This window comes from Dictyobacter formicarum (genome assembly GCF_016587435.1).
Map to the genome: position 1 here is coordinate 284,067 of NZ_BNJJ01000002.1, position 13,372 is coordinate 297,438.

General features: G+C 45.6%; 8 protein-coding genes. 2 read left to right on the top strand and 6 right to left on the bottom strand.

Annotated elements, in window-relative coordinates; genetic code table 11:
* Nucleotides 1-365: 365 nt before the first annotated feature.
* The gene (locus JMI88_RS03785; RefSeq protein WP_201360401.1) at nucleotides 366-2,756 is read left to right on the top strand and encodes a phosphoketolase family protein; all 2,391 of its coding nucleotides are present in this window, start codon (nucleotides 366-368) and stop codon (nucleotides 2,754-2,756) included.
* A 400-nt stretch (nucleotides 2,757-3,156) separates the two neighbouring features.
* Here the strand turns inward: JMI88_RS03785 and JMI88_RS03795 are convergent, their stop codons facing one another.
* Together JMI88_RS03795 and JMI88_RS03800 are read right to left on the bottom strand one after the other, a co-directional pair.
* Nucleotides 3,157-4,758 carry an alpha-amylase family glycosyl hydrolase gene (locus JMI88_RS03795; protein WP_201360402.1) on the bottom strand — a complete coding sequence of 534 codons (1,602 nt, stop codon included), beginning with the start codon at nucleotides 4,756-4,758 and terminating at the stop codon, nucleotides 3,157-3,159.
* 106 nt (nucleotides 4,759-4,864) lie between these two features.
* On the bottom strand, nucleotides 4,865-5,767 hold the full coding sequence (locus JMI88_RS03800; RefSeq protein ID WP_201360403.1) for an alpha/beta fold hydrolase: 903 nt from the start codon (nucleotides 5,765-5,767) through the stop codon (nucleotides 4,865-4,867).
* 219 nt (nucleotides 5,768-5,986) lie between these two features.
* Between JMI88_RS03800 and JMI88_RS03805 the strand changes: the two genes are divergently transcribed.
* On the top strand, nucleotides 5,987-6,499 hold the full coding sequence (locus JMI88_RS03805; protein ID WP_201360404.1) for a hypothetical protein: 513 nt from the start codon (nucleotides 5,987-5,989) through the stop codon (nucleotides 6,497-6,499).
* A 232-nt stretch (nucleotides 6,500-6,731) separates the two neighbouring features.
* On the opposite strand, the gene JMI88_RS03810 is transcribed toward JMI88_RS03805, so the two are convergent.
* The 4 genes from JMI88_RS03810 to ldhH all read right to left on the bottom strand — a co-directional run bounded on the left by JMI88_RS03810 (nucleotide 6,732) and on the right by ldhH (nucleotide 13,370).
* Nucleotides 6,732-7,991, bottom strand: a complete 1,260-nt coding sequence (locus JMI88_RS03810; protein ID WP_201360405.1) for a sugar ABC transporter permease — start codon at nucleotides 7,989-7,991, stop codon at nucleotides 6,732-6,734.
* Nucleotides 7,991-8,824 (bottom strand): ATP-binding cassette domain-containing protein, encoded by an 834-nt coding sequence (locus tag JMI88_RS03815; protein WP_201360406.1) that lies wholly within the window; start codon nucleotides 8,822-8,824, stop codon nucleotides 7,991-7,993. Before JMI88_RS03815 ends, JMI88_RS03810 begins: the two co-directional genes overlap by 1 nt.
* A gap of 295 nt (nucleotides 8,825-9,119) precedes the next feature.
* Nucleotides 9,120-10,274: a sugar ABC transporter substrate-binding protein gene (locus tag JMI88_RS03820; RefSeq protein WP_201360407.1), complete on the bottom strand. Its 1,155-nt coding sequence runs from the start codon at nucleotides 10,272-10,274 to the stop codon at nucleotides 9,120-9,122.
* A 729-nt stretch (nucleotides 10,275-11,003) separates the two neighbouring features.
* Complete coding sequence (gene ldhH, locus JMI88_RS03825; protein ID WP_201360408.1) at nucleotides 11,004-13,370, bottom strand: L-lactate dehydrogenase (quinone) large subunit LdhH; 2,367 nt, start codon at nucleotides 13,368-13,370, stop codon at nucleotides 11,004-11,006.
* Between the last annotated feature and the right edge of the window lie 2 nt (nucleotides 13,371-13,372).

The following is a 13,372-nucleotide window of genomic DNA, read 5'->3' on the forward strand; positions in this document are numbered from 1 at the left end:
TTGAGCACTTTCTGCTTCTTCCCAACACATGCTCCTCTTCCTCCACAAACGCTTCTTCTCCCTTCTCTCCTTCCTTTGCTTCCCACACACTCCCAGCAATCCTTAGCATATCTCTCGCAAGAAAAAGGCTCATTTATTTTTCACATTTACACTCCGTGGACTTGGCAAAACATAAATATCTTGCCGTCTTAATCAATCTTTACAATCCACCATTTGGGGGACACTATACGCTCTATTCCTCCGCTATGCTACTACTGTAAAAAAAGATTTATTCGCTGCGTTACCTCCAACAATTGCTGTAATTAGTACGTTTTATCAGATCTTACGTACATCGCTGCTTTATATCCCTACTAGCGGAGGATATCATGCCAAAAGTTGCTCAGAATCGTGTAATAAATAAGCCAGGCATTGATCAAGATCGCTTAATGAAGATGCATAGATACTGGAATGCCGCTAATTATCTTACCATTGGCCAGATTTATTTACAGGCAAATCCTCTTCTTAAAGAGCCACTGAAACCTGAACACATTAAACCACGGCTCCTTGGTCATTGGGGAACTTCGCCAGGATTGAGCTTTATCTATACGCACCTGAATCGGCTCATTCAAGATAATGATGTTGATATGATTTATCTGACCGGACCTGGACATGGCGGACCTGCGATAATTGCTCAAGTATACCTTGAGGGTACTTATACTGAAATATATCCAGAGATCACTCAAGATATTTTTGGTATGGAACATCTCTTTCGTCAGTTCTCTTCACCTGGTGGCGTTCCTAGCCATGTGAGCGTTACAACTCCAGGTTCCATTCATGAAGGCGGTGAGTTAGGCTATGTACTTTCGCACGCTTTCGGAGCTGCCTTTGATAACCCTGATTTGATCGTTGCTGCCGTCGTTGGTGATGGTGAAGCAGAAACAGCTCCACTAGAAGGCGCATGGAAAGGTGTCAAATTTTTAAATCCTGCACGTGATGGCGCAGTCCTTCCAATTCTACACCTTAATGGCTATAAGATATCCGGGCCAACGGTGCTGGGCAGAGATGAGAATACAGAAATTCAAAAACTTCTTCTTGGCCATGGCTATGAGGTATTCTTCGTTGAAGGTAGTGAACCAATGAGCATCCATCAAGCCTTTGCCGATACGTTAGATACCTGCTATGCAAAAATCCGAGCATTTCAGTCGGATGCTCGAAAAAATGGTTTCGCTCAACGTCCCGCCTGGCCTGCCATCGTTTTACGTACACCTAAAGGCTGGACCGGCCCAAAGGAAGTGGATGGCGTTCCTGTCGAAGGTACGTTTCGATCTCACCAGGTTCCCGTTGCTGATGTGAAGAACAATCCATCTCACCTTCAAATTCTTGAAAATTGGATGCGTAGTTATAAACCTGAGGAGTGCTTTGATAGTACAGGTCGTTTAGTCGAAGAATTGGCAGCGTTAGCCCCTCGGGGTGACCGCCGCATGGGTGCGAATCCACACGCTAACGGTGGAAAGCTACGCGTTGATCTGAATATACCTTCTTATAATAATTACGCATATGAAGTTAAAAAACCAGCTACCCAGAGTCAGGAATCTACCCGCCCTCTCGGTAAGATGTTGCGTGACATCTATGCTCTCAACTCGAAGGAGCACAATTTTCGACTTTTTTGCCCTGATGAAACAAACTCAAATCGTCTGGGCGATGTCTTTGAGGTTGAAAACCGCTGTTTAGTTGAGAAGATTCTTCCTATTGATGATCATGTTTCTCCTGATGGTCGCGTCATGGAAGTACTAAGCGAACATCTTTGCCAGGGTTGGCTAGAAGGTTTCCTCCTTACAGGACGCCATGGTCTCTTTGCAACCTATGAAGCCTTTGCGATGGTTTCTGATTCGATGACAGTACAACATGCAAAGTGGCTTCAGGAAGGGATTAAGTTGCCATGGCGTGTGCCTGTCTCTTCATTGAACCTTCTTTTGACTTCGACTTGCTGGCGCAATGACCATAATGGCTTTAGCCATCAGGGGCCTGGACTTATTGATACAGTCCTCTCGAAGAAAGGAAGTGTAGCCCGCATCTATCTTCCACCAGATGCCAATTGCTTACTCTCTATTGCCGATCATTGTTTACGGAGTCGAGATTATGTAAACTTGATTGTAATTGATAAACAATTACATTTGCAATACTTGAACATGCATGAAGCGGTCGATCATTGTAATCGTGGTCTGTCAACCTGGAATTGGGCCAGCAATAATGATAAGCTAGAACCAGATGTAGTCCTCGCCTGCGCCGGCGATGTTCCTACCCTGGAGACAATCGCTGCCGCTCATTGGCTGCGTCACCATCTTCCAGAAATGAAGGTCCGGGTAGTCAATGTGGTAGATTTGATGTCGCTTTATCCATCTTACTTCCATCCTCATGGTATAAGCAATACTACTTTTATTGAGCATTTCACTGAAAATAAACCCGTTGTCTTTGCTTTCCATGGCTATCAGCGTGCTATTCATCAACTTATCCATGGCCGACCAAATACGCCACGCTTCCATGTTCGTGGCTTTGTGGAAGAGGGCACTACAACGACACCTTTCGATATGGTGGTACTAAATGGCATGAGTCGTTATCACCTTTGCCTGGAAGCGATGAAACGTACACCTCGGGTACAAAACCTTACTCCTCCACTCATAGAACAATGTAATGCAATGCTTGAAAAACACCATTCCTACGTTCGCCAGCATCTGGAAGATATGCCAGAGGTGCGCGATTGGGTCTGGACTGACTAGATAGAAGTCATTTTCCACTCAAAAAAGGAAGAGGTTGCTTTATAAAGCAACCTCTTCCTTTTTTGAGTGGGCTACATTTTTGTAGTATGCTTCGGGACTACGACCATTACCACGCGCTCATCACCAGGACGGTGATCAGGATAAGCGTCCACACACCCATATATTTTTTTGCCATCGGGTTGATAAAACGCACATCTTCATCTTCTTCTATACGTATCATACGACCGCGCACTTCTAAATAGCGATAAGGATTCTGGGGATCTACGATTGAAAGTGCAACACGAGAATCTTTCTGTAGATTTTTATATTTCTGACAACCTTTGGTCTGGCTAAAACGAGTATTTTTCACAAGAACAGTCGCGCTGTAAATATAACTACAGCGCGACTGGAAAGAAATTATTTAGTCGTTGATCTCAATGAGACAACCTTCGTTTGCTCGTAACACAAAATTGTTTAGTTCGATTTGATCGTTACGGTCTAATAATGTTGATAATAAAATGCTTCCTTGCTTAGCATGAGCCAGGGATAAATTTTGCTCCTTATTAGAACAGTTTAATGCCACTAAATAACGCTTCCCTTCTTGCTCACGTATATATACAAAACATTCATCGGGTACTCCGTCCAATGATGTGTAGCTGCCTATTGTGAGTGCTGGAATAGAGCGCCGTAGTGACAGCAATGTTTTTACAAATGTAAGTTGGGAATACCGGTCATTTTGCTCAGTCTGCACATTTATATGCTGATAATTTTCAGACACTGGCAACCAACTGGCGATGTTGGTCCTGGTGAAACCTGCTCCAGGTTGGTTATTCCATTGCATTGGAGAGCGCTGTGGATCACGACTATGAATAGGGTTATCTTTTCCTTGTGGATCATGCATCATTTCTGGCGGTACAATAGCGTCTTGCATGCCCAGTTCGTCTCCGTAGTAACATGTTGGTGTTCCTCGTAATGTGAGGAGCAACATGTGCGCGATGCGCGCTTGCTCTTTTCCAATACGGCTGGCAATACGGGGTCGGTCATGGTTACCTAATACCCAGTTCGGCCACGCTCCTTCTGGCAATGCTTTTTCGTAGGTGTCTACACAGGTACGAATAGTGCTGGCGCTCCAGGTTGAGAGTTCTAAGAATTGGAAATTAAATGGTAGATGTACTTCATCTAAAGATTCCCCATAGTAACTCATTAAAAGTGGGACGGGCAGATAAATCTCACCAATAAAGACGCGATCTTCGTAGCTATCCACAAGAGATCGCATTTCTTTAATGACCTCATGTACCTCGGGCTGATTCTCGGTATAGCGACCTTCCTGTCTCGCATAAGGCGGATCACCCGGTTTCCATTCAGGTCGGTTTGGATTGTCTTGAAATTGAGCATCTTTGATCATCATCCATATGACGTCTACCCGAAAACCATCTACCCCTCGATCCAACCAGAAACGCAAGACATTATCCATTGCTTCTCTTACTTCTGGATTTCTCCAGTTGAGGTCTGGCTGCTTTACATCGAACATATGTAGATAATATTGTCCACTGTTTTCGTCAAGTTGCCATGCCGAACCACCAAAAAAGCTTGTCCAGTTATTAGGAGGACTTCCATCAGGGGATGGATCACGCCAGATATACCAGTCTCGTTTGCTGCTTTCCCGGCTTGAACGTGATTCTACAAACCAGGGATGCTCATCAGATGTATGATTGGGTACAAAATCTAAAATGAGTTTCATGTTACGTTGATGGGCCTCGTGCAGGAGTACATCAAAATCCTTGAGCGTCCCAAATATTGGCTCGATATCGGTATAGTTAGCAATGTCATAACCAAAATCAGCCATTGGTGATGGATAAATGGGTGATAACCATACTGCATCTATCCCAAGCCACTCCAGGTAATCTAGCCGTTGAGTGATGCCAGCCAGATCTCCTATACCATCTCCATTGCTGTCCATAAAACTACGAGGATATACTTGATACACAACTCCGGTCTGCCACCATTTATACGCTTGTGTCATAAAACTCTACCCCTTGATAAATACATCTGAACTATATTATTTCATCCAATAACAGGCTTTATTCATAATAATTAATGAGATAGGCCTGCCATGGACACGGATTGGGTCACATCGTGCCTTTATATCGATGTGCTTCCATCCATCTTACAATATTGTCGTCTAGCAATGCTCTATCAGCTTCGAATTCAGTATCGTGGTACCAATCGGGGTAGGTTTTCCATTCTTTATCTTTGCTTTTTAAAGCTTCGTAGAAGGTATGGGTAGCTTCTACAATAACTACTTTGTCTCCTTGCGCTTGTAACACTAATGCTGGTATGGTTACGTTTCTGGCTTTCTTTAATGTTCCTAAGCGCATGCGCAGTATTTGTACGAGAAACGTAGCTGTAAGTTCCCGTACCCAGTAGGGATCTTCTTCTAACATGCGTGCAGCTTCACTGTTTGTGGTCATACCTTCATGACCACCTCCCACACGCCAGCGGCGACGAGATTTAAAGAGGCCTCCAAGCAGGATAGGTAGGGTTGTTCGTAAAGGCAATTGGCTGCTATCCTGGATCCATGGATTCAGGAAGATAACGCCATTGAGGAGGTGCCCGTAATTGGCTGCGACATAGGTGGCAAAGATTCCTCCCATACTATGACCTAGAATATATATTCCGACAGCAGGATGCCGCCTGCGAATTTCCGTGATGATCTCTGCTATATCCTGGACATATTGTTGATAAATATCTATGTGGCCTGGCTGGCCATGCGATTTTCCGAATCCTCGATGATCCACGGTATAAACAGTCAGACCACGGATAAATAATTCGTTGGCCATGTCAACATACCAACCTCCATGTCCACCTAAACCATGTAAAATTAAGAGCACATCAGCATTTTGTTGGAACCAGGATCTAATGAATAGCTGGCAGCCGTCTTTTAAGGCTACATACTCGCTTTTACATGGGGTTACCCCGTCCTCTTTGAGCTCTCCCCATACTCCAGGTGTTTCTGCGTTATAGCGCGTCATACTTTCTATTGCCCCTTTGCATTCGTGCATTTAATCCTTAATCGCGTAGATAAGCACAACCACGCTTTATTATAACATGTATTTTGCGCTGGTTCGTTTGGAGAAATGCAATCTTTGAGAGTATACTATCTGTAAGAGGGTTAACGTTCCTGTAAGGTGTTCTTTTTTACCACAGCTCTTGTCAGGTGTCCTCATCATTTATAAGTACAGGCACAGCTTATGAAGTATCATTTCATTCCTCTACACCTCATCGCGCTCAGCGCTACGGTCTTATTCATTTTGCTCTTTTTTACTGGTAGCCGCTCAGAGGTGTCAGCAATCCATACAAGGGCAATTCCTCGTACAGCTTATATGACTTCAAGTCCTGGTGCTCAGTTGCAAGCTTTTACTGGCACATGGTACAGTCATGGCGCAGCATTGGTTATTCAGTCTAACGGATATGCTACCTACACAGCTCGCGCCTATAGCTGGTGTAATACAAGCGCTGCCCCACCTTGTGATGTGATCAAGGATAATAATATTATTTCTGGTATTAGGATGGAGCTTCAATTTACACATGTTCAGGGTGATGTTGCGTATGGAACTGTCTTAACAAGTACGGTCGGCCATGTTGGTTCTCCAGTTAGTCTGACACTGGCACACGACCATACAGCCAGCTTTACCGAAGTGGCATCAAAGTCACCTCGTGTGCTGTGTGACCTTCAAGCCCCTGTTGGACGTTGTGGAGCTTGATACAGAGCGCTTTGCATCTTTTTAGTCAGTGGTAAGGATGCCATGACCTCTTTTGCCAGGAGCGCAATGGGGATGTATGGAAAACCTCATTCAAAGAAGAGTTTATTTTCTTCTTTGGTGAGATACTAATAGACATTCTTCTATCCATATTGTGAATAGTCCCTACCTTGATTTCTGATTTTCTAATGTTCTGTATCAAGGTAGGGACTATTGATTGATTGGATGATGGGATTTATTTACCGCTGCGACTACGAGTCTGAGCACGGCGGATTAAAGCATCAGAGGTAACCGCTAGAATCAATACCAGTCCTTCGACCATTTGCTGTACATCTGTTGTTTGGTTCAGCAGTGACAAGCCGTTATCCAGACATTGAACGATAAACATGCCCAGTACTACAGCCCAGATGGAACCACGACCTCCAAACAGGCTGACACCACCGATAACGGCAGCCGCGATGATATCAAGCTGCAACATGGAGGGAATGGCGCTGGCTACCGCATTTTGCCTCGATGTGTCGACAATAGCGGCAACGGCTGCGATCGTTGAACACAGCACAAAGACCGCAATACGAATACCCACCACATTGATACCCGCACGACGCGAAGCCTCCGCATTGCCACCCACTGCATAGATATGGCGACCAAATGAGGTCTTGGTTAAAATGAGCCATAACAGGAGAATAAGCCCGAAGAGGACACCCATCGAGTAAGGGACGCCCTGATAATTCTCAAGCAGGACTACTACAACTTCAACAATGGCAACTGCAACAACCGATTGAATGATGAGCCGCGTCAGCGACATTGTACGCAGACCAGCTTTTTTACGGTTAAAGTAGTCATAAACCAGGCTGGCAACGTACAACAAGACCGCCAGAGTAGGTAGTCCTATACCAAGGACATCTGTAAAGTAGCTGACAGGAGTGCCCGCCAGGGAGAGAATGAAGGGGTCACCGACGCTCTGAGTGGTCTGGGAGCCCAGAAGGAACAGCAAAAGGCCAGAGTACACGATAAAGAAGGCCAGAGTGACGATAAATGAAGGAATACGTAACACCGCTACGAAGATACCGTTGAGCAGGCCAGCAGCGGCGCCTATCAATAGGGCTACTATGATCGCGGGACCAGCCGACCAGCCATGGCGCTCGGTCAGAACTGCCATGACTACAGCACAGAGTGTGCCAACCGCAGCCACCGATAGGTCAATTTCGCCCAACAAGAGAACCAGCACGATACCTGAGCTATAAATACCTAGCGAGGCACTCTGCAAGAGAATATTGGTGAAGTTTTCACCTTGTAAAAAGATAGGGTTCAGAATCTGAAAGAAGGCGATGATCAAAATTAAGGTTAAAAGAACCGGTAGAAAACCCAGGTCGTTCCTCAACATCTGGCCAAATGTCTGCCGGGGTTGATAACTGGGAACTTCTACAGTACTTGCCGCTACCTGCGTCTGTTCTGTGCTGGCATCTGCTCCATGTTTTTCTATAATATCACTCATTACTCATTTCCTCCCACGGCACTGGCCTTTTCTCCATTTACAGCGCTATAATCCGCACCGGTCATGGCGGCTACAACCTGTCCAGATGTGGCGTTCTTGGCATCAAAGGTTGCGACGCGCTTACCTAAACGCATGACAATCACACGATCAGCAACCTCAAAGACGTCGACCATGTTGTGCGAAATCACAACGACAGCCAGGCCTTGATCCTTCAGGCGTTTGATAAGGTTGAGTACCTGGCGCGTCTGTGCAACGCCCAGGGCCGCCGTTGGTTCGTCTAGCATGACGACTTTTGCCTGGCGCAAAATAGTTTTGGCTACTGCAATGGACTGGCGTTGTCCGCCTGATAATGAGGCGACGAGCGCCCGCGCAGAGGGAATCTTTACATCCAGGGTTTTCAATACAGACAGAGCGCGCTTTTCCATTTCAGTGGAGTTGAGCGTTCTGTATGGTGTGCGAATCTCATGTCCTAGAAAAAGATTTGAGGTGACGTCCAGGTTGTCACAGAGGGCAAGATCCTGGTAGACAGTCTCTATACCAAGGCGGGTTGCTGCCTGAGGACTGTTGATGACGACGGGTTGCCCTTCAAAAAAACATTCACCTTCGTCTGCTGGTCCAACTCCTGAAATTGTTTTGACAAGGGTCGATTTTCCGGCTCCATTATCTCCCACAAGCGCGACTACTTCTCCTGCATATGCTTCAAAGTCTACACCGGATAGTGCTCTGACGGCGCCAAAGGTCTTTCCAATGCCAACCATGCGCAGTAGAGGCTCTGCTTGTCTGTTTGCTAATTTTTCGCTCTGGCTTTCTGGCAGTTGTTCATTCTCAGCCATATAAACCTCTCTGTTGAATAAAAGAAAAGGGGACAATTTTTTTAGCAAGAAAAGATTACTGGCTACAGTATTGCTACCTCTACAAGGAAGCACGATCTTTTGGATTCTTGCTACAGGAAATATATAAGCCCTGGTACACGTCTTTGAACACGGCACCAGGGCTTATATAGGTCCAAGATCTGTGTTCTGCAGTGTAAGGTGTAACAGATCATATTTTTGCCCACCTCGCTTATTTTTTACACGCTTCTGAGCTAAATATAATCTGTCGCCACCCTGGTCAAACTACAGTCACTATTTAGCAGACGCCACCAGCACCAGCTGGAACACCTTTACACACTTGATCTTTGGTGTAGAAGTTGTCTTTAATGATGGTGTCTTTGACGTTGGTGATGTCCACTGCGATAGGAGCTTCCAGAATGGAGGGAACTGACGCACCAGAGGTTGGCTCGGTAGATGTGTCGGTAGCAATGGTCTTGACATCATCACCTTTGCTGATAGCAGCTACAACCTTGGCAGCGTCCTGGGCCTCTTTGCTGTAAGGTTTGTAGACGGTCATCGCCTGCTCACCATTCAAGATGTTGGTGATGGCGACCTGGGCAGCATCCTGACCGGTTACCAACACTTTTTTATCCAGGTGGACCGTTTTGAGTGCGGCAATAACCGAATCGGCCATGTTGTCGTTAGCGACGTAAGCAATGGCTACCTTGTTTCCGGTACGGGAAAGGGCAGCTTGCATGTCTTTCTGAGCTACAGGACCAGTCCAGTCGGTGAACTGCTCGTAAACGTTTTTCAGGGTGTTATTCTGGAAGAGAGGATCCAGAGAAGTATGCAAGCCCTGTTTGAAGAGAATGGCGTTGTTGTCGGTCTGTGCACCATTGATGATCACGGTGTTGTTGGTACCATTATTCTTGACATACTGCTGGTAGTGCTTGGCAATGTAGTCGCCCTGCAACTTACCGACATCCTGGCCCTGGAAGGAGACATAGGCGGTAACATCTTTGTTGGCGATCAAGCGATCGTAAGAAACGACTGGAACGTGTTTCGCTTTTGCTTTGTCTACGATGGCTGATGCTACTTTGCTGTCAGCAGGAGCAACAACCAGAATACATGCCCCCTGCGTTAACATTGATTCTGCCTGTGTCTGCTGGGTTGCGGCACTTCCATTCGCATTGTTGTAAAGAATGTCGCTGTCGGTAATGGACAAGGAGCTCTTCAAAGCATTGATGAGCAGTGGCTTGTCCTGGTTGTCCCAACGGTATGAGGTGTTGGTCTCTGGGAAAGATACACCAATCTTTTTACAGCCTTTCCCGTCAGGCCCACTGTTTGCTGTGGGCGTCGAAGAACTTGTGTTACCGTTATTAGCGCTACCACAAGCTGATAATAGGAGAGTAAATAAGAGGATGCCTGCTATGAGGCTCCATTTGCTGCGTTGACCCCTTGAGAGTTTCATCTTGAAACCTTTCTCCATAAAAATCACCCGTACTTTTTTTGTCTAAGAAGAGCACGTCTAATGGTGAATTTCTAATGAACGCTTTCACAACTCCCTTGTAGGTCGTATTTCTATCAGTACAAGTATTAAGGAGCACAGCTAGCCTTTATTAAAGCCATGATTTCGTATAAAAATATGGAGATTTTCGATACAGCTTCCAGAATATCGTACAGAAATTTACTTCACTGGTTAACACTATCATAAAGTACAATCAGTACTGCAAAAATTCTATTCTCGCATGTATCGAACGTTGCCTTCGGACGACAATGTCTTAGGGTCCATTACGCTGCACTGAATAGCTACTTCTATACGCGTTTCACATGCCCTGTATCCATGAGTTACAAATACACACTCTATAAAAGCTTCTGTAACTCACTGGTAGCAGTGCCTTCTTCGTATAATCAGCATCACATATGTACAGCTATTCTGCGAAACTGGTCCTTAATATGTATAATGTAAATACGAACCGATTGAAGAAGTTACGAAAACACTACCAAAAAGCTACTTTGCTCCTGGTAATCCGGACAATATATCCCAACAGTGGAAATGTATCACAGCAAATAATAGTTTGTCAATAAACTGATCTTACGAATTGCGCTTCATTGCTAAAAAACGAAACCCATCCATACAACAAAGGATGCATCGCAGTTATTTTGTTGCTATTAGCTCAACAATTTCTCGCAGCAATGGTCATTTTTTATTTGCTTGCAAACGTTCAGCAATTAATTGAGCAAGATGAAGGACACGCATCGATTGGCTAGTAGCGTCAATACCACCACGCAAATGCATTAAACAACCAGGATTATCAGCTATCAGGATGCTTGCTCCTGTGCTCTGAGCATTCTGAAGCTTATTCTTTAGCAGGCGACTGGCTACTTCTGGATGTTCAAGAGATGTTGATCCACCAAACCCACAACAAACGTCAGAATTCGGCATTTCTTTTAATTCTAGTCCTGGTATACTCTGGATGGTACGACGCGCTTCTGGACGCAATCCCAGGCAGTTGCAGGATTGGCAGGAGTCATGGTATGTAACCATTTCTTTGTTCTGACTCTCCAGCAGGCGGGCAGCTAAAGTTCCACTTGGTAAGATGACTCGATCCATAAAACTGGTGAAATCTATAATCTTCTCTGCCAGCCGCTGCGTTCGCTTTAACCACTCTTGATCCTTCATATCCTCGAATAAGCGAATGTAATCCTGAACGATGGTAACCACACAGCTGGTTGAAGCGCTCAAAATGTAATCCGCCTGCTTCTTTTGCAGTGCCTGTTCTAGCATGACAATGGTTTGCCTGGCCATTTCTACGCCATTGTTGCGATCTCCAGAATTGAGAGCTATCAGGCCACAACAACTCTGGTCGGTTGGAAATTCGACATGTATGCCAACCGCTTCTAATACTTTGATAACAGCTTCTCCCATTTCTGGATAGAGACGATCTGTCATGCAGCCTGCGAAGTAGCAAACGGTTAAATTTAAATCTTGCTCTTGTGGATTTTTGGTCACTGCTGGCTTCTTAATACGGTCTCTCAGTGGCTTGGTGGCAATTGCGGGCAAACTTCTCCAACTGGCCATTTCTGCCAGATTTTTGATGAGCGGCAACTTCTTTAATGGTCCAAATCGCTTTGCTCGTATGTATTTGCCTCCCCATGTGATGGGCAATTGACCAATACTGAGTAATCGCAATGTCAGGTCAAATAGCTTGGGTTTGGCCATGATGCTAAAGATAACTTTCTTGATCCAGGGCAGACCTTTGGCTTCGACAGTTCGATGGCGTACGTCCAGAATTAAGCTGGGTAGTGGAATCTCTACCGGACATACAGTTTCACAGGCATTGCAGCTAACACAGAGACTCTGGGGCCCGGATCCTGCTTCAATGCCGTGATGAAAAGGTGTGACGACTAGACCGATCGCTCCACTATAAATATGTCCGAATGAGTGGCCTCCAACCTGCTGATACGGCGGACAGATGTTGGCGCAGGCTGCGCAACGGATACAGCGTAGTGCTTCTTTAAAACGGGGGTCTTCTCTCATTTGGCTGCGCCCATTATCAACCAGTACAATGTGCATCTCTTTTTCAGGCGTAGCAGGGCCGGTAATAAAGGTATTGTAGCTGGTAATATGTTGCCCGGTAGCACTTCTCGCCAGTAATCTCAGTTGCGTCATAGCTTCTGCATAGCTGCTAATCAGTTTGTCGTATCCTGCTAGTACTATATGTACCGGTGGCAGAGAAGTAACAAGCCGACCATTGCCTTCATTCGTCATCATCATGACGGTGCCACTTTCCGCAATCAGTGCGTTCGCACCACTGATACCTATTTTGGCTGTGAGGAATGATTTTCGGTGCTCGGATCGAATGACGGCAACCTGTTCAGCAACGTCTTCACGGGAGATTTCTCGGCCAGTGGCGGTCGAGAGAATTGTACCGACTTGTTGGCGCGTTTTATGAATAATTGGTAAGACCATGTGTGAGGGGCGCTCGTGATTTAATTGTGCTACCCATTCTCCTAAATCGGTTTCAATTGGTTTGATTCCTTTTTCTTCTAAATAATGGTTCAGTTCTATCTCTTCGCTGACCATAGTTTTCGATTTGACAACTATATCTGCTTTATGGCGCAGGCATACATTATAAATATAAGCGTTAGCTTCTGCTGCTGTGCTGGCTCTATAGACGATTGCTCCGGCGGCTTCAGCGTTCTTGATAAATTGAGCAATGAGCTCTGGCTGATGCTCGATCGCGTGGTCTTTGGCTTCGCGCAGAGTTTGACGTAGTTTTGTAAAGGAATAGTCTTCGCCGTAGTCAGACTCCTCTATTGCGAAGACATCCTGCCGTGAGGCGCGCCACGAGGGAGCAAAGCGTTCAAGCGCTCGCTGCAAATTTTGATCCTCAAGTGATTCGTGCAGGCGCATTTCAAATGGTTGGTGTTCGTTGGTTGGGTTGGCTGTTTCTTCTGTGAGTATTTGCTGCAATGGAGTTGCGTGTGTTAATACTTCCTGGGCGGCACCAGTCTGACTTTTACGCATTTTCTCATCTTGTGGTGTTGCATCCTGGGAACTCATAT